The organism is Paenalcaligenes hominis, assembly GCF_041359055.1.
Taxonomy (GTDB): Bacteria; Pseudomonadota; Gammaproteobacteria; order Burkholderiales; family Burkholderiaceae_B; genus Paenalcaligenes; species Paenalcaligenes hominis_A.
Window position 1 is genome coordinate 60,494 of sequence record NZ_JBGJKZ010000003.1, and the last position, 26,244, is coordinate 86,737.

At 47.2% G+C, this 26,244-nt stretch carries 26 protein-coding genes and 1 tRNA gene; 18 read left to right on the forward strand and 9 right to left on the reverse strand.

Going from position 1 to position 26,244, the window contains the following annotated elements:
* Window positions 1–21: 21 nt before the first annotated feature.
* Window positions 22–1,005, forward strand: a complete 984-nt coding sequence (gene acuI / locus ACBP46_RS07485; protein WP_371016120.1) for an acrylyl-CoA reductase (NADPH) — start codon at window positions 22–24, stop codon at window positions 1,003–1,005.
* A gap of 21 nt (window positions 1,006–1,026) precedes the next feature.
* Complete coding sequence (locus tag ACBP46_RS07490; protein ID WP_371016121.1) at window positions 1,027–1,599, forward strand: peroxidase-related enzyme; 573 nt, start codon at window positions 1,027–1,029, stop codon at window positions 1,597–1,599.
* On the opposite strand, the gene ACBP46_RS07495 is transcribed toward ACBP46_RS07490, so the two are convergent.
* From ACBP46_RS07495 to ACBP46_RS07515, 5 genes are all read right to left on the reverse strand, one after another.
* Complete coding sequence (locus ACBP46_RS07495; RefSeq protein WP_371016122.1) at window positions 1,596–1,718, reverse strand: hypothetical protein; 123 nt, start codon at window positions 1,716–1,718, stop codon at window positions 1,596–1,598. The genes ACBP46_RS07490 and ACBP46_RS07495 overlap by 4 nt on opposite strands.
* Before the next feature lie 2 nt (window positions 1,719–1,720).
* On the reverse strand, window positions 1,721–2,920 hold the full coding sequence (locus tag ACBP46_RS07500) for an MFS transporter (RefSeq protein ID WP_371016123.1): 1,200 nt from the start codon (window positions 2,918–2,920) through the stop codon (window positions 1,721–1,723).
* Window positions 2,921–2,994: 74 nt separating this feature from the next.
* Window positions 2,995–3,615: a transglycosylase SLT domain-containing protein gene (locus ACBP46_RS07505; RefSeq protein ID WP_371016124.1), complete on the reverse strand. Its 621-nt coding sequence runs from the start codon at window positions 3,613–3,615 to the stop codon at window positions 2,995–2,997.
* Between the two features lie 33 nt (window positions 3,616–3,648).
* On the reverse strand, window positions 3,649–4,257 hold the full coding sequence (locus tag ACBP46_RS07510; RefSeq protein ID WP_371016125.1) for a hypothetical protein: 609 nt from the start codon (window positions 4,255–4,257) through the stop codon (window positions 3,649–3,651).
* Window positions 4,258–4,401: 144 nt separating this feature from the next.
* Window positions 4,402–4,477, reverse strand: a tRNA-Gly gene (locus tag ACBP46_RS07515).
* Between the two features lie 313 nt (window positions 4,478–4,790).
* On the opposite strand from ACBP46_RS07515, the gene murB reads away from it, so the two are divergent.
* The gene (murB, locus tag ACBP46_RS07520) at window positions 4,791–5,804 is read left to right on the forward strand and encodes a UDP-N-acetylmuramate dehydrogenase (protein ID WP_371016126.1); all 1,014 of its coding nucleotides are present in this window, start codon (window positions 4,791–4,793) and stop codon (window positions 5,802–5,804) included.
* A gap of 38 nt (window positions 5,805–5,842) precedes the next feature.
* Here murB and dapB read toward each other — a convergent pair whose 3' ends face one another.
* Window positions 5,843–6,634, reverse strand: a complete 792-nt coding sequence (gene dapB / locus ACBP46_RS07525; RefSeq protein WP_371016127.1) for a 4-hydroxy-tetrahydrodipicolinate reductase — start codon at window positions 6,632–6,634, stop codon at window positions 5,843–5,845.
* 52 nt (window positions 6,635–6,686) lie between these two features.
* Window positions 6,687–7,178 carry an outer membrane protein assembly factor BamE gene (locus ACBP46_RS07530; RefSeq protein WP_371016128.1) on the reverse strand — a complete coding sequence of 164 codons (492 nt, stop codon included), beginning with the start codon at window positions 7,176–7,178 and terminating at the stop codon, window positions 6,687–6,689.
* Window positions 7,179–7,331: 153 nt separating this feature from the next.
* Between ACBP46_RS07530 and fur the strand changes: the two genes are divergently transcribed.
* Entirely contained in the window at window positions 7,332–7,784 is a 453-nt protein-coding gene (gene fur, locus ACBP46_RS07535) for a ferric iron uptake transcriptional regulator (RefSeq protein WP_371016129.1), read from the forward strand.
* A 47-nt stretch (window positions 7,785–7,831) separates the two neighbouring features.
* Here the strand turns inward: fur and recN are convergent, their stop codons facing one another.
* On the reverse strand, window positions 7,832–9,478 hold the full coding sequence (gene recN / locus ACBP46_RS07540; protein WP_371016130.1) for a DNA repair protein RecN: 1,647 nt from the start codon (window positions 9,476–9,478) through the stop codon (window positions 7,832–7,834).
* Between the two features lie 6 nt (window positions 9,479–9,484).
* The gene (locus ACBP46_RS07545; RefSeq protein ID WP_371016131.1) at window positions 9,485–10,378 is read right to left on the reverse strand and encodes an NAD kinase; all 894 of its coding nucleotides are present in this window, start codon (window positions 10,376–10,378) and stop codon (window positions 9,485–9,487) included.
* A 114-nt stretch (window positions 10,379–10,492) separates the two neighbouring features.
* Between ACBP46_RS07545 and hrcA the strand changes: the two genes are divergently transcribed.
* From hrcA to ACBP46_RS07615, 14 genes are all read left to right on the forward strand, one after another.
* Entirely contained in the window at window positions 10,493–11,500 is a 1,008-nt protein-coding gene (hrcA, locus tag ACBP46_RS07550) for a heat-inducible transcriptional repressor HrcA (RefSeq protein ID WP_371016132.1), read from the forward strand.
* Window positions 11,501–11,512: 12 nt separating this feature from the next.
* Window positions 11,513–12,586, forward strand: coding sequence for a ferrochelatase (gene hemH, locus ACBP46_RS07555; RefSeq protein WP_371016133.1), 1,074 nt, complete (start codon window positions 11,513–11,515; stop codon window positions 12,584–12,586).
* Between the two features lie 226 nt (window positions 12,587–12,812).
* A complete protein-coding gene (grpE, locus tag ACBP46_RS07560; protein WP_371016134.1) occupies window positions 12,813–13,400 on the forward strand; it encodes a nucleotide exchange factor GrpE in 588 nt (195 codons plus the stop codon).
* A 107-nt stretch (window positions 13,401–13,507) separates the two neighbouring features.
* The gene (gene dnaK / locus ACBP46_RS07565; protein WP_371016135.1) at window positions 13,508–15,418 is read left to right on the forward strand and encodes a molecular chaperone DnaK; all 1,911 of its coding nucleotides are present in this window, start codon (window positions 13,508–13,510) and stop codon (window positions 15,416–15,418) included.
* Between the two features lie 98 nt (window positions 15,419–15,516).
* Window positions 15,517–16,650 (forward strand): molecular chaperone DnaJ, encoded by a 1,134-nt coding sequence (dnaJ, locus tag ACBP46_RS07570; RefSeq protein ID WP_371016136.1) that lies wholly within the window; start codon window positions 15,517–15,519, stop codon window positions 16,648–16,650.
* 235 nt (window positions 16,651–16,885) lie between these two features.
* Window positions 16,886–18,334, forward strand: a complete 1,449-nt coding sequence (locus ACBP46_RS07575) for an NAD(P)-binding domain-containing protein (protein WP_371016137.1) — start codon at window positions 16,886–16,888, stop codon at window positions 18,332–18,334.
* Window positions 18,331–19,305, forward strand: coding sequence for an ABC transporter permease (locus tag ACBP46_RS07580; RefSeq protein WP_371016138.1), 975 nt, complete (start codon window positions 18,331–18,333; stop codon window positions 19,303–19,305). Before ACBP46_RS07575 ends, ACBP46_RS07580 begins: the two co-directional genes overlap by 4 nt.
* On the forward strand, window positions 19,302–20,222 hold the full coding sequence (locus ACBP46_RS07585; RefSeq protein WP_371016139.1) for an ABC transporter permease: 921 nt from the start codon (window positions 19,302–19,304) through the stop codon (window positions 20,220–20,222). The genes ACBP46_RS07580 and ACBP46_RS07585 overlap by 4 nt, the downstream gene beginning before the upstream one ends.
* Window positions 20,222–21,220 carry an ABC transporter ATP-binding protein gene (locus ACBP46_RS07590; protein ID WP_371016140.1) on the forward strand — a complete coding sequence of 333 codons (999 nt, stop codon included), beginning with the start codon at window positions 20,222–20,224 and terminating at the stop codon, window positions 21,218–21,220. The genes ACBP46_RS07585 and ACBP46_RS07590 overlap by 1 nt, the downstream gene beginning before the upstream one ends.
* On the forward strand, window positions 21,217–22,221 hold the full coding sequence (locus tag ACBP46_RS07595; protein ID WP_371016141.1) for an ABC transporter ATP-binding protein: 1,005 nt from the start codon (window positions 21,217–21,219) through the stop codon (window positions 22,219–22,221). Before ACBP46_RS07590 ends, ACBP46_RS07595 begins: the two co-directional genes overlap by 4 nt.
* A gap of 52 nt (window positions 22,222–22,273) precedes the next feature.
* Window positions 22,274–23,836: an ABC transporter substrate-binding protein gene (locus ACBP46_RS07600; protein WP_371016142.1), complete on the forward strand. Its 1,563-nt coding sequence runs from the start codon at window positions 22,274–22,276 to the stop codon at window positions 23,834–23,836.
* Between the two features lie 11 nt (window positions 23,837–23,847).
* Complete coding sequence (locus ACBP46_RS07605; RefSeq protein WP_371016143.1) at window positions 23,848–25,146, forward strand: acyl-CoA thioesterase/bile acid-CoA:amino acid N-acyltransferase family protein; 1,299 nt, start codon at window positions 23,848–23,850, stop codon at window positions 25,144–25,146.
* The gene (locus ACBP46_RS07610; RefSeq protein WP_371016144.1) at window positions 25,143–25,658 is read left to right on the forward strand and encodes a CMD domain-containing protein; all 516 of its coding nucleotides are present in this window, start codon (window positions 25,143–25,145) and stop codon (window positions 25,656–25,658) included. The genes ACBP46_RS07605 and ACBP46_RS07610 overlap by 4 nt, the downstream gene beginning before the upstream one ends.
* A complete protein-coding gene (locus ACBP46_RS07615; protein WP_371016145.1) occupies window positions 25,651–26,235 on the forward strand; it encodes a peroxidase-related enzyme in 585 nt (194 codons plus the stop codon). The genes ACBP46_RS07610 and ACBP46_RS07615 overlap by 8 nt, the downstream gene beginning before the upstream one ends.
* Window positions 26,236–26,244: the final 9 nt, after the last annotated feature.

Sequence of the window (26,244 nt, forward strand, 5' to 3'; positions counted from 1 at the left end):
ACTATGTCGACGGAGAAACAGATGTTTAATGCTTTAGTCATAGATAAGAAAAATGATGTGCAGCAGGCTCAGTTACAGGCAGTTGATCTGGATCAGTTACCCCAAGAAGACGTATTGGTGCGTGTGGCTTACAGCACTCTTAATTACAAAGACGCCCTCGCTATTACGGGGGCGTCGCCTATTGCGCGGCAGTTTCCGATGGTGCCTGGTATTGATTTTTCTGGTGTGGTCGAGCGCTCTTCTCATCCCGATTACCAAAAAGGGGATCAGGTGCTCGTCAATGGTTGGGGGTTGGGTGAAACTCACTGGGGAGGCTTAGCTGAATACGCAGCCGTGCCAGCAAAGTATTTAATTCGAGTACCCGAAACATTTACGTTGCGAGATACCATGCTGATAGGTACGGCGGGCTACACCGCTATGTTGTGTGTGCTTGCTCTGGAGCAGCAAGGGGTCACACCAGACAAGGGGCCTGTGTTGGTCACAGGGGCCGCTGGTGGGGTAGGCAGTGTGGCGATAGCGGTATTGGCAAAACTAGGTTATGAAGTGGCGGCCTTAACAGGGCGTGAACATGAGGCCGATTATTTAACCCATCTTGGGGCTAAGCATGTTTTGTCGCGTAGTGACTATAACAAACCTGCACGCCCTTTAAATAAAGAGCAGTGGGCCGCTGCCATTGATGTGGCGGGTGGTCATACCTTGGCTAATGTATGTGCATCTATGAAATACAACGGTGTGGTTGCCGCTTGCGGCTTAGCGGAAAGCATGGACTTTCCCAGCACTGTAGCACCTTTTATTTTACGTGGCATTAAATTAATCGGCATTGAAAGTGTGTATGCTGCGACGGAATTACGCTTACGTGCTTGGCGACGCTTAGCCACCGATTTGGATCCTGCGCTATTACACACTTTGCTAGCCAAAGAAATTCCCCTAGAGCACACTATAGAAACGGCCCAGCAACTTTTAGATGGCAAGATACGAGGTCGTGTGGTGGTCAAATTAAATTAACGATAAACACTGGAGACATTGATGACCCAAACCCAATCAATTACACGGTTTAGCTTGCCGGATTTAAACGAGCTACCCAGCGATATTGCAGAGCGTATTCAGCAGGTCCATGACAAAGCCGGCTTTATTCCTAATGTGTTTTTGGTGTTGGCGCGTCGGCCAGACGAGTTTAGGGCTTTTTTTGCTTATCACGATGCTTTAATGGAAAAACAAGGTAATTTGACCCTGGCCGAGCGAGAGATGATTGTGGTGGCGACGAGTAGCGTGAACCAATGCCATTATTGTGTTATTGCTCATGGGGCTATATTGCGTATTCGTGCTAAAGACACTCATATCGCGGATCAGGTTGCCATTAATTTTCGTAAAGCGCCTATCTCAGCGCGCCAGCAGGCCATGCTGAACTTTGCTGTAAAGGTGGCTCAAAGCTCATATGCTATCGATGAGCAGGATTACGTCGCATTAACCGAACAGGGTTTTGATGAAGAGGACGCCTGGGATATTATGGCGATTGCGGCGTTTTTTGGGATGTCGAATCGTTTAGCTAATGCGGCCCACATGCAGCCTAATCCTGAGTTTTATGATCTAGGCCGCTAGCACATGGGCAAGCCAATCGGCAATAGCTCAAATGCAGCAACGCGCCACCCATAAAATGCATAAAAGCTAAGGGCGGCTAAACCCATAACAGCCAAACTGAGTCCGACTTTTTTTATCATGGCTAGGCTCCTTGGGGGCGAAGTATGGCCTGTTCACGAATAGGCCAATTGAGTGCAGCAGCAACAAAACTAAGCGCTATCGATAGATACCATACACTATCATAACTACCGGTTTTGTCGAATAAATACCCCCCAAGCCAGCCACCTAAAAAAGAGCCTATTTGGTGAAATAAAAACACAATGCCACCTAACATGGACAGGTTTCTAACACCAAAAATGGTGGCAATGGTGCCATTTGTTAAAGGCACTGTCGATAGCCAAAGCAGTCCCATCGCAATACCAAAAGCGTAAGCACTCCAAATGCTGATAGGGAATGATATAAACAATACAATAACGATGGCACGTGCTAGGTATAAGGCACTTAGCAGCCGAGGCTTAGAGTAACGTTCCCCTAACCAGCCGCCTATGTATGTGCCTGCCACGTTAAATAACCCCACTAGAGCCAATACGGTGGCACCAGCCATAACGGGTAATTGGTGGTCCACTAAATACGCAGGCAAGTGCACTCCAATAAAAACCACTTGGAATCCACATACAAAAAAACCAAAAGCAAGTAGTCTAAACCCAGAGTGATGCCATGCTTCGTGTAATGCAGCATATATGCTTTGGTTGATTTCAGTTTGAGGTGTTGTGTGGGTGTCTTTGACCATGGTGGCTAAGGGCAAAATAAATGCAGAGAGTAAGCCCAGCGCAATCAATGCTGCCGACCAACCTAGCCATTCTATAAGGTGAATAGAACCAGGCAGCATAATAAACTGCCCAAATGATCCGGCTGCGGCAGCAACTCCCATAGCCATGCTACGTTTTTCGGGTGGGGCGGCTCGTCCCACTACACCAAGTAAAACGGAAAATGAGGTACCGGATAAGCCAATCCCAATGAGCAGCCCTGTACTAAGCGATAAAGATAGAGCGCTTTGCGCGTATCCCATCAAAATCAAGCCTGTAGTATAAAATAGCCCGCCTATAGCAATGGTACGGCGTGGGCCATAACGATCTGCCAAAGCGCCTGCAAAAGGTTGTGCCACGCCCCAAGCTAAGTTTTGTAATGCCATAGCAAAAGCAAAAACCTCACGATTCCAGCCAAAATCTAGACTCATGGGACTTAGAAATAAGCCAAAGCTGTGACGAATACCTAGCGATAAGAAAAGAATTAACGAAGCACCCAGCATGAGCCAGAGATTTGTACGCTGTGGGGCGGGCATGTGTTGTCCTTTTGATCTGCAGTGATGAGTTAAGGATTATGGGGGCGTAGGCTCAAAAAAAACAAGTAACCACGTCATTTTGAGCAACTGCGATATTGCGCACCAAATCGCTCTGCGCGTGCTTGAACCGTACTGGCTGTGCGTTTAAGCCAAGCTTTACGGTCATAACTGCGATTTCTGTATCCAGTCCAACCTTCGTGGTAGTTTAAATAAAGACCGTAGGCATCCCATTTCGAGGTACCGTTGATTTGCTGAGATTTATGGCTATACCAGCCCATGAAGTCGATGGCGTCAGCAAAATTGTCGCGTCTAGCAAGCATGCTACCGGCCTCGCGTTTATAGTCGGCCCATGTTTCGTCCTTGGCTTGGGCGTACCCATAAGCAGTACTGACCCGGCCCCAGGGGATAAAACCCAGTAAATAACGTCGTGGGGGAATGGCATTATGTTTGAAACTGGATTCTTGATACATCATAGCCATCGTGATTTGTGGTGGCACACCCCACTTTTTTTGTGTTTTTTGAGCAGCGCGGTGCCAACTAGGTTTTTCTTGAAAAATACCACACAGGTTTTCAGGGGTGGTTGGTGGGCTTGTGGCGCAGCCTGAAACAAAAGCTAAGACCAACAGGCTTAAACTGAATTTACGCCACGAGGAGAAAATGACGTGATGACTAATAAAGCGTAAACAGGCGGTCATGGGTAGGCTCAACGATCGTTAAAAAGGAGGCAATTAAGCCCGCTCTAGCCATTTTTGGTAGGCAGTTCGTGTGAGGTCGGACACGGATTCTAGCGTTTTTTCGAAACTGACTTTATGTTGTAGTTGTAAGCGAGCATTTGCTACATTGCGAGACTTACAAAACCAGTGACAACTGTTTTGGAATAAATAGAGCTCGGCCGATAAATGAAAAGCACGCTCTTTAGGGCTCCAGTTCATTTCATTATTCACTACGTGCTGTATGCCTTCAGCATGAATGCGAAGTAGCTCACGAAAATCTCTTGTTAAGCTAGGCATAACATGCTCTATATATGGCAAGCAAAAGGGCAGAGTTCCTACACGCGTCTGCATAGAGTCCTCGGCTTGCATTTTAGTAGCTAAGCTTTGAGTTTGGCTAGCTACAGCTAGTTCGGACTGCGCCAGAGCCTCAAAAATTTGATGTTGTCTAGGTTCAGTATCTGAATTAATTGCTCGTAAATAGCCTTGGGTTAAGGTCTCAATATGTTTTTCTAATTGTAAAGAGGCAAGGTGATGGCTCAACAGGCGGATATGAGCTTTTTGATAACGCAGACACAGCACGCGCCACACAATAAATAACGTTAATAGTACAAAGAGTAAATCCATAGGAATGGCTCCATTTGCTGGAAATCAGTCACTGGGAAGAGGTTAGGCATTGTACCTGTAGCGTAGCGGATTAGGGGGGCAGATAGCTAACGAATGCATAAGACGTAAAAAAGCCCAAACCTAAGTTTGGGCTTTTTAAGAATTTGGAGCGGGAAACGAGACTCGAACTCGCGACTTCAACCTTGGCAAGGTTGCGCTCTACCAACTGAGCTATTCCCGCATTGTTATTTTTATTGCTGGGTTTGTTTCCCAGTGTTTGTAACTATAACTTAGTTTTTTTATTTTTGCAAGCTTTCTTGCAACTAAGTGTTAGACAAACTGTTTTCGCTAAAAAGATAACTATACTGTGATTGCTGTCTTTTTGTCAAGCTTTTCGAGTTAGCTATAAAAACTAGGCGTCTGCTGTGTTTTTAGTGCTTTGCTGCGAAAAGATAAATATAGCGCGTTTATTTGGCCCCTGTCAACTTTTTTTGAAAAAAAAATAAAAATCCTGCATTATGATGACTTCATTGACTCGTTAAGAGAGCTTCGCTGTGCACGTGCAATCTAATTATCGATTGGATTCAAATAATACTCTTGCTTTAGCATCAACGGCGCAATCGTTGGTGTGCATAGATCATTTAGATCTAATCCCTGAATTACAAACTCTGGTTAATAGATATGAGTCGTATCGGATTTTGGGTGGGGGGAGTAATGTTGTGTTAGCGCCTGTGTTGCCGGGTTTGCTTATTAAAATGCAGAATCGTGGCATACGCTTGTTAAAACAGACCGAATCAGAGTGTATTGTAGAGGCCGAAGCCGGTGAAAATTGGCACCAGTTTGTGCAGCACTGCGTGCGCAATAACTGGTTGGGGTTAGAGAATCTAGCATTAATACCAGGCACAGTGGGCGCGGCTCCGGTACAAAATATAGGTGCTTATGGCGTAGAGCTACAGCAGTTTGTGCATCAGGTCCAAGTGTGGGATTTCCATCAGGCGTGTTGGTGTTACTTTACAGCGCAGCAGTGTGAGTTTGCATACCGCGATAGCCTGTTTAAACGTGCACCAACGGGGCGTTATTTAATTGCTGCGGTGCAGTTTAAACTGTGTACACCTAAAGCATGGCAACCGATACTGCGTTATCCCGATTTGCTCAATCATCCTATGTTACAAAAAGAAGTGGATGCCAGCGCTATTTTTGATGCAGTGATAGCTGTGCGTCAGCATAAATTGCCAGATCCAAATCAACTAGCCAATGCCGGCAGCTTTTTTAAAAACCCCGTAGTGCCTAAAACGCTTTATGAGCAAATTTACGCGCGTTACCCTGCGGTAGTGGCCTATGAGCAGGCCGACCAAATGAAGTTAGCAGCAGGGTGGCTAATTGAGCAGGCGGGTTGGAAAGGAAAGCGTCTTGGGCCAGTAGGTATGCATAGTCGCCAGGCGCTTGTATTGGTTAACTACGGAGGCGCAAGCGCGACGGATGTGCATAGGCTAGTGCAACAGGTTCAATCGGATGTCTATGCTATGTTTGGGGTGCACCTAGAGCAGGAGCCTATTCTTATGGGGTAATAAAAAAGCTTGGTATAAACCAAGCTTTTTTAGTTTTATTAGGCATCCAGTACATCTTGCATTGAGTACAGACCAGTTGCTCTGTTTGCTAAAAAACGCACTGCACGTAGGCTGCCTTGAGCATAGGTGCTACGGTTGCTGGAGCGATGAGTGATTTCGATGCGCTCGCCTTCGCCGCAGAAAAAGACAGTGTGATCACCAATAATATCGCCGCCACGTACTACAGAAAATCCAATACGGCCGTCTTCTCGTGCCCCAGTTTCCCCGTGCCGTGCCCAGTCAGCAACATCATCAAGCTCAACATCCCACGCTTTGGCTACTGCTTCGCCCATTGCAAGAGCGGTCCCTGAGGGCGCATCCACTTTATGACGATGGTGGGCTTCGAATACTTCGGCATCAAAGCCTTGATTCATTAACTTGGCTGCCATTTCAATTAGACGCAGTGCTACATTCACACCCACGCTCATATTGGGGGCAAACACAATGGCCGTGTGTTCGGCTGCAGCAGCGATTTGCTGTTTTTCCGTTTCGCTAAAGCCGGTAGTACCAATGACCAGTTTGCAATGATGAGTCAGACAAGCCTGAAGATGGTTTAAGGTTCCAGCAGGACGCGTGAAATCAATTAGACAATCGGCTTGACTGAGCTGAGAGAGGTCATCGGTGATAATAACCCCTGTGTTTTGACCTAAAAAAGCACCTGCATCAAGGCCAATTGAGTCGGCACCAACGTGGTCTAGGGCTACCGTGAGCTGCAAGTCTGCACTGTTCAGTACAGCTTCAATCAGCATACGTCCCATACGACCGTTAGCGCCTGCAACAGCTATACGCATAACGTTTCCTTTAAGAAAAAATCAAGAAAAGCGGAACAAAATGATAGGTAGTTTAACGTAAAGGCTCTTCTTGAAGGACTGAGTCGGCAGGGGGAAGTACAGGATTGGTTATTGGGTTAGCTTGAGGCTCGTCTGCGAGATCAGAGGGAGTAATCGCGTTTGCGCCAGAGTCAGCTTGTTCATACGGCTGACGGTTAGGCTGAGGATCACCGTCCCAACGTACAAGCTCATCGCCTTCAAACCAAACAGTAAAGGTGCGTAGTTCGGGATTGCCTGTACCTGGTTTATGATAGTAAGGGTAGTCCCAGCGATTACTGTGGAAAATGTCTTGCAAAGTAGGGGTGCCCAGTAAAAAGTGTACTTGCTCACGGCTCATGCCTACAGAAAGTCGGTTGACCTGGGCCTCTGTGAGCCAGTTTCCTTGTTGTACAGGGGCTTTATAAGGAAACCCCCATTTGGTGCCACTGCATGCACTAAGGGTTAGCGCGGATAGCCCAGCTATTAGGCCTACGCGCAAAAAAGTAGAGTATTTTTTTGCAATCATTGCTTTACCGTGCCCCTGTTAGGATAAAATCGTTATCATATAAGGGTTTATTGAAATGTGCATCGTGCTCATTGTAAATTTCACCTCGAAATCCGGCTGCACTACGCAGCGCGGGCAACGAGCCTTACCCCAATCAGATATATAATCTCGCTTATGAAAGACCAAAATGAACTGAAAAACATGGGGCTTAAAGCGACATTTCCGCGCCTAAAGATTCTAGATGTATTCCGTCGACATGACGGCACCGAAGAGCTGCGTCATCTCAGCGCCGAAGATGTCTACCGCATTTTAATTGCCGAAGATGTCGATATTGGCTTAGCAACAGTGTACCGCGTCCTGACGCAATTTGAGCAGGCTGGTATTTTGATGCGCAGCCAGTTTGATGGCGGCAAAGCGGTGTTCGAGCTTAATGATGGCGATCATCACGATCATTTTATTTGTACGAACTGCGCCAAGGTGGTTGAGTTTTCTGATCCTGAAATCGAAAAGCGTCAGTATGTGATTGCTGATAATCTTGGGTTTGAATTAGAAAGTCACACTTTGGTGCTTTATGGCTTGTGTGATGACTGCCTAACAGCATCTAAAGGCGGGCGTGGTAAACGTTAAACTTTAAGCTAAACCAAGGGGCGCTATGCCCCTTATTTGTTTAGGCTTCAACCAGTTAGCCCAAGCATTTCTTTAGCATGTTCGCGGGTAGTAGAGGTAATTTCAATGCCCCCTAGCATCCGAGAAATTTCTTCTACTCGTTCTGTTTTATTAAGCTGTTGTATTTTAGAAACGGTTTCGTGCTTTTGGGTTTGCTTACTGACTAAGTAATGCGTGTCTCCATACGCAGCGACCTGAGGTAAATGCGTCACACAAAGCACTTGATGGCGCTGTCCCAGTTCGTATAAAAGACGCCCTACCACTTCGGCCACAGCGCCCCCAATACCGCTATCTACCTCATCAAAAATTAAGGTAGGTACCCGAGCTGCTTGACTGGCTATTACAGATAAAGCGAGTGAAATGCGCGATAGTTCACCGCCTGAAGCCACTTTGGTTAAAGGGGCTGGTTTAGCTCCTGTATGGCCTGCTACTAGGAATTCCACTTTTTCGTTGCCATGGGCGCTAGCCTCTGTGGGCGTGAGCTGTACCACAAACTGGCCCCCTTGCATGGAGAGCTGCTGCATGGCAGCAGTAACCTGCTGACTTAAACTTTGGCTAGTCGTGGCACGAGCCTCGCTAAGTTGCTGGGCTAATGTGTGATAGTTTTTTTGAGCATGGGCGACTTGGTCTTGCAAGCTATCTATATCCACAGACAGTTGTAGCTGGCGCTGCCGCTCTACGAGTTGCTCAAGCAGTTGGGGTAAAGCATCGGGTTCGCATTTATGCTTACGAGCCAATGAAAAAGCAGCGGACATTTGCTGATCAATGTGTTCTAGACGCTCGGGGTCTAGTTCTACATCACTGACATAGCTATTAAGATCTGAAATGGTTTCAGCGCATGCAATTTGGGCAGACTCTAGGATTTGGCAAATATTTTGCAAGCTGGGGTCGTGGCTAAGCACGCTGTGTAACTGATGCAGTGAATTGTTTAATTGAGCTAAAGCCCCATCGTCCGCCTCGAGCAAATGCAAAGCCTGACCTGCATGATCGAGCAACGATTGAGCATGCGCTAATCGTTGGTGTTCTTGGCTAAGGTGCTCCCAGTCGCCCTCATTTAAGCCCAAATCGCTGAGCTGTTGGATTTGCCATTCGAGTAATTCAAGCTCTTGCTGGTGCAGTTGGCTGCTGGTTAGAGCATTGTTATAAGCAGAAAGAGCCTGTTGCCATTGTTGCCATGCTTTGGCGACTTGTTGACTAAGAGCAAGGTGTTGACCTTGGGTATCTAGAATGGTGTATTGGCTTTGAGCATTTAATAAGCTTTGATGGGCATGCTGACCATGAATATCAATAAGCTGAGCACCTAATTCGCGTAGCTGAGCCACCGTACAGGGTGTGCCATTGATATAGGTGCGACTGCGTCCTTGTTGATCAATAAGACGACGTAAAATCAGCTCATCATTTTGCTCGAGGTCGTTTGATTCTAACCAAGCTCTGGTAGTGGGCGTGGTAGTGAAAGTGGCAATGATTTCCGTGCGCTCTGCGCCTTCACGGATCACGGTGCTATCACCTCGACCCCCTAGAACCAGTGACAGCGCATCAATTAAAATGGATTTGCCCGCGCCTGTTTCACCAGAAAATACGGTAAAGCCAGCACCAAAATCAATATGGTTTTGGTCCACAATTACAAAGTCACGGAGGTGTAGGGAACATAGCATAGTCAGTTACTCGTTCTCGTCAGCAGGGAAACGATTCCAGCCTAATTTTTGCCTCAGGGTAGAAAAAAAGCTATAGCCCTCGGGGTGAATAAAGCGCACTGTGTTTTGAGCGCGACGAATATCGATCCGGTCACCAGGTTGGCAGTCAGATAAAGTTTGCATATCGAAGTGTACACTGGCCCCTGATTGCACTCGACCTAGAGTGGTAATGGTAAGACTTAATGTGCTGGTGCCAGGTACAACCACAGGGCGATTAGATAAAGTCTGGGGTGCTACAGGTACTAAGAGTAAGGCGTCTAAGGTTGGGTATAATATAGGCCCATTGGCTGCAAGAGCATAGGCGGTAGAACCCGTGGGGGTTGAGATAACCACCCCGTCTGCGCGCTGACGATGCATGAAGTTGCCGTCTAGCTCTACACTTAGTTCAATCAAGCCACCACGCCCAGCGCGATTAATGACAATATCATTAAGAGCTATACCTGAGTAAAGGGTTTGGTCACCGCGTACAATACGACCTTCAAGTAAACTGCGCTCTTCGAGCGTATAGTGTCCTTGAATAACACTAGCCACGGCTTCATGGGCATTTTTTAATGGTATATCAGTAATAAAACCCAGACGGCCATGGTTAATACCGATTAACGGCACACTGTAGTTAGCCAGTTTGCGTGCGGCTCCAATCATGGTGCCATCACCGCCCATAATAACGGCCAAATCTGCACTGGCACCGATTTCATCATAACTGCGGGTGGCCATATCGCTAATGCCTGCATAGCGCGCTGTATCGGCCTCAATAATGACCTGACAGCCAGCCTGTTGTAAGGTTTGGGCTAAGGCACGCACAGGTGCATCTAAGCCACTATCTTGATAGCGACCAATAATAGCTACCGATTTAAAGTGCATGGGGTGTGACCTTGTGATGTGTTAGATAATAATTAGTTAGAATTATAAAGGCGCAACGGTTTTTTTGTTGCCTTAGAAAGCGTATCTGAACGCCAACCCTATATATTTAATACTATGGATGATAGAGCGAGTGCATTACTGAATGTCCTGATTGAACGTTATATTGTGGACGGTCAGCCGGTAGGGTCTAAGACTCTATCCCAAGTGGTGGATTTGTCTCCGGCCACGATTCGCAATGTAATGGCTGATCTTGAGGACTTGGGCTTAATTCAAAGTCCCCATACGTCGGCAGGACGTATTCCTACCCCGCAAGGGTATCGTATTTTTGTTGATCAGTTGTTAGCCGTGCCGCGTCACGAGCTCTGCATAGCTAGCTCATTAAGCCAGCAGTTGCCTGTGCACGAGCCTGCTAAAGCGGTCAGCTCGGCGGCAGATTTACTTTCTAATCTATCGCAATTTGTGGGTGTGGTGTTAGCGCCCAAACGGGCTCAAACGTTTAAGCAAATTGATTTTATTCGGTTATCGAATAAACGTGTTTTGCTTATTATTGTGACACCTAGTGGTGATGTACAAAACCGCATCTTGTTTGTATCACGCGACTACAAAGAGCACGAACTGATTGAAGCCAGTAATTTTTTTAATCAACACTTTTCTGGTTTGTCTTTTGCTCAAGTGCGAGAAGCCTTGTCGCTAGAGTTGTCTTCGTTACGACATGATATTTCACGGCTTATGCAAGCAGCCGTAGAGGCGGGTGAGTCCGAGGAAAGTAGTGCCGAGGCAGTGGTTTTGTCCGGTGAAAGTAAGTTTTTAAACGTCAGTGAAATGGTGGCTAATATGGACCGCTTGCGCCATTTGTTTGATTTGTTTGAAAAGAAAACCGATTGGCTGCACTTGCTTGATAGCTCGCGTCAAGGTCAAGGGGTGCAAATTTATATTGGTGGCGATTCGCAAATGGTGCCTCTTGAAGATGTGTCTGTGGTGACTGCGCCGTATGGTGCTGATGGGCAGGTCTTAGGTACTTTGGGCGTAATAGGGCCTTCGCGTATGGCTTACGATAAAGTGATACCGATTGTAGACATTACCGCTCGCATGTTATCCAATGCCCTCAGCCATAACTCTTAAATATAGTGAACTATGAGTCCCAAGAAATATTACGGGGAACAGCCCGATGAGACGTTGTTAGACGCTCAAATCCGCAGTCAAGATAGCCCTAAAGTAGGCGTGCTTCTAGTTAACTTGGGAACACCCAACACTCCAACCGCTAAAGACATACGACGTTATTTGGCAGAGTTTTTGTCTGACCAGCGTGTGGTGGAAATGCCGCCTATTTTTTGGCAGATAATCTTACGGGGTTTTGTCTTGCCTTTCAGGCCTAAAAAGTTGGTGTCTAAATATGAGTCCATTTGGCTCGAACAGGGCTCGCCGCTAGCAGTCTATAGTCAGGCTCAAGCTAATTTGCTTGAGACCCAGCTGCAAACACGGGGTGTAGCCATACCAGTGCGCCTTGCTATGCGTTATGGCGATCCGGCAATGCACTCTGTATTAAATGAATTAAGTGCTATGGGGTGCGAGCGCATCTTAATGGTGCCTTTGTATCCACAGTACGCGGCTAGCACTACTGCGACGGCAGTGGATGAGCTGAATCGTTATGTGGCCATGCGCCGTAATCAGCCAGAAACCCGATATATTAAAAGTTACTGCCAAGACCCTGGATATATTCAGCCTTTGGTGCAAAGCATCGAGCGTTACTGGACCCATAACCAAAAACCACAACGGCTATTACTAAGCTTTCATGGGGTGCCGCGTCGAACAGTAGTAGCTGGCGATCCGTACTACCGTGAATGTATGTTAACCACAGCCGCAGTGCGAGATGCGCTCAAAGCGCATGACGTACCCGTGTATGCTAGCTTCCAAAGTCGTTTTGGGGCCGAGCGCTGGTTAGAACCCTACACCGAGCCTACCTTACGCCAGTGGGCCAAAGAAGGGGTCGAGTCGGTTCATGTAGTCTGCCCCGGATTCTTGGCGGACTGCTTAGAAACGCTAGAGGAAATTCAAATGGAATGCCACGATGCCTTTCTTGAGGATGGGGGAAAGCATTTTTCCTATATCCCTTGCTTAAATGATGATGCAGCGTGGATTAGTGGGTTGTGTGATATTGTGCTGCATCAGTTAAGTGGTTGGGATTTACCCCCGCATGCGACGGCTTAACCCAATCCAAAACAGGTTGACGCCATTGGGTACCGTACCGCCGTTTATAACAGGGTTTTCTGAGTCGGTTATGCCTACCCATGCCGCATTTGCTCAAGCATATCGTCGCATTCAAAATCAGTTTTAATAAGCGGATTTAAAAAGTGTAGATCAACACTTGAAGTGGGGGCGTTGGCCCCCATCTTATTTCTTATTGCATTTCATTTAATTTATCGTGGAGAAAGTTATGTCCGCACCGAAGCAGCCACAGGATCCTACTCAAGACACTTCCCCAGAGACCGAGCAGTCCGAAACTCAGTCTCAGACAGAGGAGTTATTGACAGATGCTAACGACGAGACCCTCCAATTTCCTCAAGAAACAAATCTAGAGGCCGAGCTTTCAGAGACTCAGGCCAAAGTGGCAGAGTATTACGATCAACTGTTACGAGCCAAGGCCGAGATGGAAAATATTCGTCGTCGTGCTACAGAGGATGTGGCTAAAGCGCGTAAATTTGCGGTAGAAAGCTTTGCAGAAAGCTTGATTCCTGTACGTGATAGTCTAGAGGCCGCATTGGCTCAAGAAACACAGACTATCGAGGTGCTATCTGAAGGGGTGGAAACCACACTGCGCCAGCTAAACAGTGCTTTTGAGCGTCATAAGCTGGTAGAGATCGCTCCTGAGGTCGGAGACAAATTCGATCCACACAATCATCAAGCCATTTCAGCAATCCCCTCCGAGCACCCTAAAGACACCGTAGCGCAAGTTTTACAAAAAGGGTATGCCTTATCCGACCGTGTTTTGCGTCCCGCCTTAGTAATGGTGTCGGCAGGTTAATTTTTGTTTTTTAAAGACTTGAAATAATAAAACTCTACCCCATATGGGTATTAACTAATTAAATTTCTGCGGTTTGCCTTAAACCGCATTCAGGCTAGGAATAAAAAATGAGCAAAATTATTGGTATCGACTTAGGAACCACGAACAGCTGTGTGTCTGTTCAAGAGGGTGACCAAATTCGTATTATTGAAAATGCTGAAGGTGGTCGCACCACGCCTTCCATCGTGGCATACATGGACGATGGCGAAGTATTAGCTGGTGCGCCTGCTAAACGTCAAGCTGTAACCAACCCTACAAATACTATTTTTGCGGTAAAACGCTTGATCGGTCGTCGTTTTGACGAGAAAGCAGTACAAGACGACATCAGCAAAATGCCTTATAAAATTATCAAGGCTGACAATGGTGACGCATGGGTAGAAGCCCAAGGTAAAGCCTTAGCTCCCCAACAAGTTTCTGCCGATATTCTTCGCAAAATGAAGAAAACAGCAGAAGATTATCTTGGTGAAGAAGTCACTGAAGCGGTTATTACCGTTCCTGCTTATTTCAACGACAGTCAGCGTCAGGCAACCAAAGACGCCGGTCGTATTGCTGGTCTTGATGTTAAACGTATTATTAACGAGCCGACTGCAGCAGCATTGGCTTTTGGTCTAGATAAAGCGGCCAAGGGCGATAGCAAAATTGCTGTGTATGACTTGGGTGGCGGTACGTTTGACGTTTCCATTATTGAAATCGCCGATATCGATGGTGAAAAGCAGTTTGAAGTGCTTTCTACTAACGGCGACACTTTCTTAGGTGGCGAAGACTTTGACCAGCGCATCATTGACTACATTATTGATGAGTTCAAAAAAGAAAGCGGTGCAGACCTATCCAAAGATGTTTTAGCTCTACAGCGCCTAAAAGAAGCCGCTGAAAAAGCAAAAATCGAATTATCTTCTACTACGCAGACAGAGATCAACTTGCCTTATATCACGGCAGATGCCTCTGGTCCTAAGCACCTAAACTTGAAAATCACACGTGCGAAACTAGAAGCATTGGTGGATGATCTTATCGAGCGCTCTCTCGAGCCTTGCCGCACAGCCATTAAAGATGCGGGCGTGAAAGTATCTGATATTCACGATGTGATCTTGGTTGGTGGTATGACCCGCATGCCAAAGGTTCAGGAAAAAGTTAAAGAGTTCTTTGGGCGTGAGCCTCGTCGTGATGTGAACCCAGACGAAGCGGTTGCTACAGGTGCTGCGATCCAAGGTTCTGTGTTATCTGGTGACCGTTCTGACGTATTGCTATTAGACGTAACACCCCTTTCCTTAGGTATTGAAACCTTAGGTGGTGTGATGACTAAAATGATTCAGAAAAACACCACAATTCCTACTCGTCACTCACAAGTGTTCTCTACTGCAGACGATAACCAGCCTGCGGTGACCATTAAAGTGTTCCAAGGCGAGCGTGAAATTGCAGCAGGTAACAAAGCGCTAGGCGAGTTCAACCTAGAGGGTATTCCACCTTCACGTCGTGGTGAGCCTCAGATTGAAGTAACCTTTGATATTGATGCAAACGGTATCTTGAATGTATCGGCTAAAGATAAAGGTACAGGTAAAGAAAACAAAATCACTATTAAAGCCAGCTCTGGTTTGTCCGAGGAAGAAGTACAACGCATGGTGGCTGATGCCGAGGCGCACGCTGAGGACGACCGTCGCATTGCCGAGTTAGCTACAGCTCGTAATCAGGCTGAAGCCTTAGTTCACTCTACTCGTAAATCGCTTGAAGAGCATGGCGATAAAGTTGATGCAGAGACCAAAGCCAATATCGAAACCGCTGTGACCGAACTAGAAACAGCCAGCAAAGGTGACGACAAAGCTGAGATCGATGCCAAGACCGAAGCCCTAGCGACAGCAGCACAAAAGCTGGGTGAAGCAATCTACGCTGATATGCAAGCACAACAAGGCGGCCAAGCTGAGGCTCAGCCTTCTGCAGACGATAACGTGGTTGATGCCGACTTCAAAGAAGTTAAACGTGACTAATTCTCTGCAGTAGCGATGTGGGATGGGCCCGGTTTCTGAGCAAAATCAGAGATCGGGCTGTCTTGTTACTGTCCTAGCCAATTACGCTGGAAGTCATTATGGCAAAACGCGATTTTTATGAAGTTTTGGGCTTAGCAAAAAATGCCTCTAAAGAGGACATTCGTAAAGCCTATCGCAAATTAGCGATGAAATACCATCCGGATCGTAATCCGGATAGTAAAGAAGCCGAAGATAAATTTAAAGAAGTCAAAGAAGCCTACGAGGTTCTCTACGATGATGAGAAACGTAGTGCCTATGACCGTTTTGGTCATGCCGGAGTCGATCCCAATGGTATGGGTGGCATGGGTGGAATGGGCGGCATGGGTGGTGCTGATTTTGCTGACGCCTTTGGGGATATTTTCGGTGATTTGTTTGGCGGTGGTCGCCGAGGTGGCGGCGGTCCGCGTGTACAACGTGGTGCTGATTTACGCTACTCACTAGAGATTAGTCTTGAGCAAGCGGCTACCGGCTTTGATACGGAAATTCGAGTCCCTAGCTGGGAAAACTGTGATGTCTGCGATGGTTCTGGTGCCAAACCAGGCACGTCGCCTCGTACATGTACTACATGTAATGGGGCAGGTGCGGTTCGTATGCAGCAGGGCTTTTTCAGTGTGCAGCAAACATGTCCTACTTGTCACGGTACAGGTCAAGAAATTACCGATCCTTGTACTGCATGTGATGGGGTAGGTCGAGTACGCAAAACCAAAACACTGCAGGTTAATATTCCTGCTGGTATTGATGATGGTATGCGAATTCGCTCCGCTGGTAACGGCGAGCCCGGGGCAAATGGTGGCCCTCCCGGAGACCTCTATGTGGAAATTCATCTTAAAGCGCATGGTATTTTCGAGCGTGAAGGGGATGATCTACATTGCAGTCTGCCTATTCCCTTTACAACCGCAGCGCTAGGTGGTGAGGTCGAGGTTCCTACTTTAACAGGCCGTGGCGCAATTACCATTCCTGAAGGCACCCAAGCTGGCAAGGTATTTCGTTTACGTGGGAAAGGGATCAAAGGCTTACGCTCAAGTTATCCAGGCGACTTGTACTGCCATGTTCAGGTAGAAACGCCCGTGCGATTGACTGATGAGCAAAAACAATTGCTGCGTCAGTTCGAAGAATCATTGTCGTCAGGTGGGGAAAAGCATTCCCCCAAGACTGAATCTTGGACCGACAAGGTGAAAGGTTTTTTTTCTTAGGTCCTCAAAAGCGCCCACGTTGGCGTGAACCTAAGGACTAAGTCAATGCCTAAAGCCCCCACTCGTTTTTTTACGGTCGGGGGCTTTATACTTTATAAAGATTGGTTCTATATGCTTTTTACCAATCGATATAAAGAACCGTTTCTATATTCTATAAAATGAAGATAAAACCAAATCAATATACCGCCACGCTATGTAGCAAAGTAGGTGGCGGTTTTTTATTCGAAGCACACCTATGTCAATTCAAAAAGCTGGTTTAGAACATTTAGAGGCACGACTCCAAGAGGACCTCTCCCGTTTGGAGTTACCTGCTAAAACTTGGGTGCATGCGCATACCGTAGATGATAAAAAAGTCGAAGAGGTAGTTATCATCGGTGGCGGTATGGCTGGGCTAACTGCGGCGGCTGCATTGCGTTTTGTGGGCATAGAGCCTTTGGTGCTAGATGCCTCTCCAGCAGGCTTCGAGGGGCCATGGGCGACCACAGCGCGTATGGAAACCTTGCGTTCCCCTAAACAGCTCACGGGGCCAGCCTTAGGTATTCCTTCGTTGACGTTCAGAGCGTGGTACGAAGCACAGTTTGGTGCAGAGCAATGGGACAAACTCGATAAAATTCCGCGGTTGCAATGGATGGACTACTTGCGTTGGTACCGCGAGGTCTTACAGCTGCCAGTAAAAAATGAGCACAAAGTTGTGCGTGTCGAGTTGTATTCTGACCAATATTTAAGCCTAACGGTACAAGCTAAAGGTCAAACTCAGCATCTATTGGCACGACGTATTATTTTGGCTACAGGTCGTGATGGCTTAGGTGGGCCTACTGTGCCTGCGTTCCTTAGCGATATACCACGTCAGTATTGGGCTCATTCTTCCGATCCTTATGACTATGCGCAATTGCGTGGGAAAAAGGTGGCAGTGATTGGTGCAGGTGCTTCGGCTATGGATAGTGCTGCTACAGCCTTAGAAAGCGGTGCTGATCGAGTTGATTTATTGATTCGTCGGACTACTATCCCTACGGTGAATAAGGGTAAAGGCGCGGGTAACCCAGGCATTGTAAATGGTTTTTATGGGTTGTCTGACGAGTGGAAGTGGCGGATACGTCATTATATTAACGTGCAACAGGTGCCCCCGCCTCGCAATAGTACTTTGCGGGTCTCTACACATGACAACGCCTATTTCAATGTGGGCTGTCAGATCAAACAGGTGCATGTTAAAAACCAAGAACTACATATAGAAACATCCACTGGCACGTTTGTGGTTGATTTTCTAATTGCGGCTACAGGCTTCAAGATTGATTGGCAGTTACGACCAGAATACGCAAGCTTTGCCCCTTTAGTGCGTACATGGGCCGATCGCTATACGCCACCCGCCGGCGAAGAGGACGCAGAGCTCAGCGCTTGTCCAGATTTGGATGCGCAGTTTGCCTTCCAAGCCAAAGACGGGGTCGATGCAAAAAGCCTTAGTCATATTTACTGTTTTAACTACCCCGCTGTGGCAACACATGGTACGGTTTCAGGCGATATTCCTGCTATTTCTGATGGTGCCCAAGCCATTGCTCGCAATATTGCTGGTTCGCTGTACCAAGAAGACATCGAGCATTACTATCAACGCTTAGTAGCTTTTTCTGAGCCCGAACTAGAAGGGGACGAGTGGCAACCCGCTTCCCCTAACTCAACGGAGTCTGCATGATAGTTTGGGTGTTGAAACGGTTTGCACAAGCCATTGTCGTTATCTTGCTAATGACCTTGATCGTGTTTATTGGGTTGCATTTAATTGGCAACCCAGCGGACATTTTAATCGGGCCCGAAGCCGATCAACGAGATAGAGCGGCCATTATGCAGCAGCTAGGCTTAGATTTGCCTTTATGGCAGCAATACGGCCGCTTTTTAATCAATGCTTTACATGGCGACTTAGGCTATAGCTTTATTTATAACCAACCCGCATTAGAGCTCGTGTTACAGCGTTTACCTGCCACGATGGAGCTAGCGCTTGCCGCTTTAGTTATCGCATTGGTGGTTGGGGTCCCGCTTGGGCTTATTTCTGGTTTATACCCTAAAAGCACTTGGTCACATGTGATTATGACTGGCAGTATTCTTGGCTTTTCCCTGCCTACCTTTTGGGTGGGCTTAATGCTAATTATGGCCTTTAGTGTGTCTTTAGGGTGGCTGCCTGCTAGCGGCCGTGGCACGACCGTCACCATTTGGGGCTTGCAATGGTCTTTTCTGACCGCAAACGGCCTCTACCATATGATTTTGCCAGCATTTAATTTAGCGCTTTTCAAGATGTCATTGGTTATACGCTTAACTCATGCCGGCGTTCGTGAGGTTTTGCCTTTGGATTATATTAAATTTGCTAAAGCTAAAGGGCTAGCGCCAAGTCGAATTATCGGCGTGCATGTGCTGCGCAACTTAATGATTCCATTGGTGACAGTTATTGGTCTAGAGCTGGGCGTGACCATTGCGGGTGCTGTGGTTACGGAAAGTATTTTTTCTTGGCCTGGTGCCGGTAAGTTGATCTTGGACAGTATCAATAATTTAGATCGTCCGGTTATTTTGGCCTACCTGATCTTAATCGTTTGTGTATTCGTGACCATTAACTTTCTTGTGGATGTGGCGTATCGGCTTATTGATCCACGTGTTCGCAAGGAGCCCAGTGCATGAGTAAATCCGTTTCTCCACTTCCTCAGCCGGCACGCCCCGTGCATAAAAGCTCATTGTTTAAAGAAAGTTGGCGGCGTTTTTTACAATCCAAGCGTGCTGTATTTGGCTTGGTGTGTGGAACCTTATTGGTGTTTGCCGCGATATTTGCCCCTTGGATCACACCACAAAATCCGTATGACCTCATGCAGCTCGACATTTTGGACTCGCGCTTAGCGCCAGGTTCAGAAAACGGCATGGGCACTTTTACTTATTGGTTAGGTACCGATGGTCAAGGTCGCGACTTGTACTCCGCTATTGTGTACGGGCTGCGTATTAGTTTGTTTGTAGGTCTAGGTTCTGCATTAATTGCTAGCGTATTGGGTACTACCTTGGGTATTGTATCGGCGTATTTTGGGGGACGAGTCGATGCATTATTGATGCGTACTGTAGACCTCATGCTTTCTTTTCCTTCTATCTTGGTCGCTATGATGATTTTGGCGTACCTAGGTAAAGGGGTAGGAAATGTTATTTTGACTTTGGTCATCCTTGAGTGGGCCTATTATGCCCGTACAGCACGGGGTCAAGCTCTAGCCGAACGAGAAAAAGAGTATGTCGCGGCAGCGCATAACTTAGTTATTCCTAAATGGCGTATTATGTTGCGCCACATTTTAGTGAATTGCTTACCGGCGTTGATTGTGATTGCTGCGTTGCAGGTTGCACGCGCGATTACACTTGAGGCCACCATGAGCTTTTTAGGTTTGGGGGTACCAGTGACCGAGCCTTCTTTAGGCTTGTTAATCTCAAATGGGTATCAGTACATGCTGTCTGGTCAATATTGGATTAGTTTTTTCCCCGGCATTGCGCTATTACTTACTATTGTGTCGTTAAATCTGATTGCTGATCGCTTGCGTGATGTCTATAACCCGAGGGCGCTGTAATGCATACCGATTATTTGCTTGAGGTTCATGATTTAAAAACAGGGTTTACTACGGACGAGGGTCAGGCCTTGGCTGTGAATGGGGTTAGCCTAACTGTTAAGCCCGGTGAAATAGTGGGCTTAGTCGGGGAGTCTGGTTCAGGTAAATCCGTCACTGGTTTTTCTATTATGCGCTTAATAGAGGAGCCAGGGCGTATTGTAGGCGGTCAGATTGTCTACAAAGGGCAGAATCTATTGGATTTAACTGAAAAACAAATGCGTCAATTGCGTGGTAATCGCATTGCGATGATTTTTCAGGATCCCATGATGACTTTGAATCCCGTATTACGCATTGATACCCAAATGATTGAAACCTTACAGGCTCATGAAAAGATCAGTCGTAAAGAGGCGCGCTTGCGCGCTGCGCAAGCTTTGGCGTTGATGGGTGTGCCTAGTCCAGAGGAACGTTTAACTGCTTATCCCCATCAGTTGTCGGGGGGAATGAGACAACGTGTGGCAATCGCGATTGCGTTGTTGTTAAAGCCCGATTTAATTATTGCTGATGAACCAACTACCGCTTTAGATGTGACGATTCAAGCGCAAATTTTGGCAGAAATCCAAAAGCTCGCCCAAGAATCCGGTACGGCATTGATTTGGATTACCCATGATTTGTCGGTGGTAGCAGGACTAGCCGACCGTCTAGCGGTGATGTATGCCGGAAAAATTGTAGAAACGGGCACCATTGATCAGGTATTAGCACACCCGCAGCATCCTTATACCGAAGGATTAATTAATAGTTTGCCCAGTAATAACCCCCGAGGCCAACGTTTGCGCCAAATTAAAGGAATGACCCCCAGTTTATTTGATTTACCTAGTGGCTGTGCTTTTGCCGCCCGTTGCGAGCGAGCTCAGCCTAAATGTGCTCAAGAGCCTGCCTTAGCCGAGCTAGTGCCTGAGCATGCGGTACGTTGCTTTTACCCTAGTGCAAGCTTACAGCCAGCCGTGAAGGAAATGTTATGACAGAACCCGTGGTACGCGTAGAGCAGCTTTCAAAACAGTTTGGTTTAAAAAAGAGCAATTGGGTTGGTCAATCATTGCAACAGCTTGGCCTGCAGGCCAAGCCCGTGGTGACATCGGCAGTGAATCAGGTCGATTTAGCTATTTGGCCGGGCGAAGTCGTTGGTTTGGTGGGGGAATCGGGCTGTGGAAAGTCCACGCTAGGACGCATGGTAGCAGGTATTTTGTCTCCGACTTCGGGCAAAATGTGGGTAGATGGTGTAGATACTGCGCAAATGAGTTCCGCTCAGTGGCATCAAAGCCAACTACGTATTCAAATGATTTTCCAAGATCCGTATGCCAGCTTAAATCCGCGCTTGCGTATTAGTCAAAGTGTTGGGGAAGCGCCATTAATTCATGGGCTTGTTAGTCCAAAAAAGGTGGATGAGTATGTAAGTGCTCAATTAGAGCGTGCAGGGTTAAGTTCAGCCTTGCGGCAACGGTTTCCCCATCAGTTCAGTGGGGGTCAGCGGCAGCGTATTGGTATAGCTCGGGCCTTAGCGGTTCAGCCAGAGGTGTTGGTCTGTGATGAGGCCGTAGCGGCACTTGATGTCTCAATTCAAGCCCAAATTGTGAATCTATTTATGGATTTACGAGATGAGCTAGGGTTGACCTATTTATTTATTAGTCATGATTTAGGGGTGGTCGAACATATTTCAGACCGTGTGGCTATTATGTATTTAGGACGCATCGTAGAAACAGCGCCTACTACAGAGATTTATACCCATCCCAATCATCCCTATACCCAAGCCTTGCTTGCTGAAATACCTCGTATCAGTGATAGAAAGAAAAAATTTGTGGCCATTAAAGGGGAGATACCTAGCCCATTAAACCCACCTAGTGGCTGTCATTTTCATCCTCGCTGCCCCTACGCTATGCCCATATGTAGAGAGCAAGCTCCGGTTCTAAAAGAGGTAGGGGCCCAGCACTTGAGTGCCTGCCATTTGAATGATGTGTCAGCCTAGTCTAGGTTTTTGATTATGTTGTGAGTTATCGATTAATTTTAAGGGAATCACCATGAAAAAACTGCTTGTTGCCTCGTTAGTGGCTGGTCTGCTTTCCAGTGCAGCCTTTGCCCAAGAAAACAATTTGAAAATTGCTTTTGCAGATAATCTTTCATCTTTAGACCCCCAGCTAAATAACTATGCGGGAGACCGTTCTGCGGGCTTGTTCTTCTTTGATATGTTAGTAGGTAACTATCACAACCAGCTTTTGCCTTCACTGGCAACGGAATGGAAAAATATTGATCCCACCACATGGCAGTTTAGTTTGCGTGAAGGGGTGAAGTGGAGCGATGGTGAGCCTTTTGTAGCCGAAGACGTAGTGTATTCCATCGAGCGAATTCGCAATGTACCTGGCTCAGTCGCGCCTTTCACAGGCTATGTGCGTACGATTGAGAGTGTGACCATTATTGATCCCACGACCTTAGAAATAAAGACGAATGTGCCTAACCCAGATTTACCGTTGAATCTGGCCTCTGTGCATATTGTAAGTAAACATGCTACAGAAAACGCTAGCAGTGAAGACTTTAATTCAGGCAAAGCCTTGGTGGGAACCGGGCCCTACACCCTGGTTAGCTATACACCTGGCGAGCGTATTGTGGCCCAGAAAAACCCTAACTACTGGGGCGAAACCCCCATTTGGGATAAGGTCGATTACACCTATACGGCAAACGCGGCTTCACGCACTGCGGCATTATTAGCCGGTGACGTCGATGTGATTGACAAGGTCTCTGTATCAGACCTGCCTAAATTAGAAAAAGACGACAAGGTTGATGTGTTTGCCTATAACGGTTTGCGCGTATTTTTGTTGCAGCCGAGCTTCAACCCAAAGCCTAATGAGTTTATTAAAGACAACGCAGGCAAACCTTTAGATAAAAACCCATTGCTTGATGAGCGAGTGCGAGAAGCGCTTTCTTTAGCTGTTAATCGTGACGCTATCGCCGATCGTATTTTGCAAGGTGGTGTCACCGTAGCCAACCAGTGGATGCCAGAAGGTTCGATTGGTTACAACCCGGATATTCCTGCTATTGCTTTCGATCCAGAGCGAGCCAAAACCTTATTAGCCGAGGCGGGTTATCCAGAGGGCTTTCAGATTAGTGTGCATGTGCCTTCCGACCGTTACCCGCTAGCCCCAGAAACCGTTCAAGCGGTGGCTCAGTTTTGGACACGGATTGGTGTAAAAACAAATGTCGAGGTGGTGCCATGGGCGGTGTACTCCAGCTCTGCCCGCAAAAACGACTACGCTATGTCAGTTATTGCTTGGGGTAATGGTACGGGCGAAGCCTCTTACGCTATGGTTAATATTTTAGCTACCCCTGATGCTGATGCAGGACTGGGCGCATCAAACTGGGGTCACTACAGTAGTGAAAAATTAGATAGCACGCTAAAAGCCGTAACAGCTGAGTTTGATCCAGCTAAGCGCGAAGTGCTAATGCAAGAAGCGGCACAAACCGTAGCGGAAGAGGTAGGGATTATTCCTTTGTTCCACTATAAAAATATTTGGGCAGCGAAAAAAGGCTTAGTTGTTAAACCATTAAGCTCAGATCGTACCGTCCCAGTAATGGTTACCAAACAGTAAAAGGAACCAGTATGACTCACGCTCAACTGTCTATAGAGCCTATTGATGATTTGATTGATGTACCTAGACACATACGCGTTAACGGTTTGACTCCAGGGCAGCAGGTGCAATTGCGTACCCGCACCCTACGTGGTCATCGTGTCGTATGGCAAAGCCAGGCCATTTATCAAGCCGATGCCAAAGGGGTTGTTGATCTCACTACCCAAGCCCCAATTTCGGGTAGTTATGAGGGGGTAGACCCGATGGGCTTAATCTGGTCGCAAACGCCAGAGCAAGAAGGTGAGCGTGAGGTCTTTGGGGCGCAGGTAACAGACCCCATTTATACTCAGATTGAAGTACAAAGTGATGCCGTCCAACTAGAAGGGCAGTTAGTTCAGCGTCTGGCTGCGCCTGGTGTGCAACGTATAGAGGTACGTGAAGATGGCTTGGTGGGTACCGTATTTATTCCCGCTACCCCTGGGCCGCATCCTGCTGTGATGATACTGAATGGCTCGGGCGGTGGTATTAACGAGCCACGCGCTGCTTTATACGCATCACACGGTTATGTGGCATTTGCTTTGGCTTATTTTAAAGCGCCAGGTCTGTCGGATTACATATCTAATACCCCTTTAGAGTATTTTAAAAAAGGTTTAGATTGGCTGCGTCAGACTTACACACCATTAAATGACTTTGTTGCCATCAATGGTCAATCACGTGGTGGCGAGCTGGTGTTGCTTTTGGCCAGTATTTACCCCGAGGATGTGTCGGCGGTGGTGGCTTATGTGCCTGGAGCGGTGGTGCACAGTGGACAAAATGCAGCGGATCCGGCCATTGGGCGCGAAGGCCCTGCCTGGTTGTTAAATGGTGAGCCACTCACGCATGTATGGGCGAATAATAAAACAGCAACGTGGGCACCCTACGATGACGGGCCAGCCCCGCATCGCCATGAAAAAGCGATTTTAACAGCCTTGCAAGACCCCGACGCCATCGAGCGGGCACGCATACCCGTAGAACGTATTCAAGCACCCATTATTTTATTATCGGGTACCGACGACGGCGCATGGCCATCAAGCTTATACAGTCAAATGGTGGTAGAGCGATTAAAGCAACATGGTTACACCCATGAGGTACAGTGGGTCGATACGCCTGATGCAGGACACAGTATTGTGTTTCCTTATATTCCTACTACCCAATTAATTTACACCCACCCTGTATCAAAACGGGTCAGTACCAGTGGCGGTCGTCCCGATGCCAATGCGGCCTCTGACGCGGCAAGCTGGTCAGCCATCAAAGCATTTTTATCTAGAGCACAACGAGGCAAAAAACAATGAATTCTTCCAGTAGCACAGATCTTATCGACAGCGTGCTGGGTTTAACGCCCCAGAGCAGCACCTATGCAGCGCGCGTATTTAGAGACAAAGTTCGTCATGGTACTCAAGCTAGCTACGAGGCCTTGTTTAGCCCCGAGCTGCATTTGGATTTAGCTGTGCGCTGGTTAGTAGCGGTCTATACAACTCAGCTAACTCAGGCGCAAGAACTTCATCAGCACTACTTAACACAAGCACAACAGGCTAAGGTGCCAACCCAGTGGTTAGAGGCCGTAGCAGCAGACCAGCCCACTACCGTTTCTGATCCCATTGTGCAGGCTATTTTAATTTTTACGCGCACCTTAACGTTAAAGCCCATTGAAGGGGATAAAAACGCTATCCAACAGCTAGAGCAAGCAGGTGTGCCTACCCCTGACTGCATCACTTTGAGTCAATTGATTGCTTTTTTGGCTTACCAAGTGCGCTTGGTAACAGGGTTAAAAGCCATGCAACGTTTGGAGAAACACGATGTCTGAAGTAATTAAAGTAAATGGCTTTACTAATGAGAGCTTAGATTGGAAAGCATGGTTGGATGTGGTGAATGTGGATCAAGCCACTCCCGAGCAAGTGGCTGTACTAGAGGCCAGTCACCCTCAAGCTAAAACCTCTGATTATTATTTGTTATTAGTGCATCAGCCAGAAATTTTAAACCATCGTTCTCATACTTATAATGCAATTATGTATGCACCTCGTGGTTTAAATCGTGCCGATCGCGAGTTAGGCGCATTAACCGTATCGCAAATTAATGGGTGTGTGTATTGTGCGTCAGTGCATGCACAGCGTTTTGAGCAGCTTTCAAAGCGTCCAGACGTGGTGGCGGCTGTATTTGCTGACCCTGCTACGGCTGCCCAAACCTCACGCGATAAAGCCATTATAGAGTTAGCTACCGCTTTAACCCTAAAACCTGATCATTTGGATGAGGCTCTTATTCAGGCTCTAAAAGAAGAAGGTATGGATGAGGTAGAAATACTAGACTTAATCCATTCAGTGTCGATTTTTGGCTGGGCTAATCGCCTCATGTTGAATTTAGGCGAACCTGTTTATACAGAATAACGCTATCTT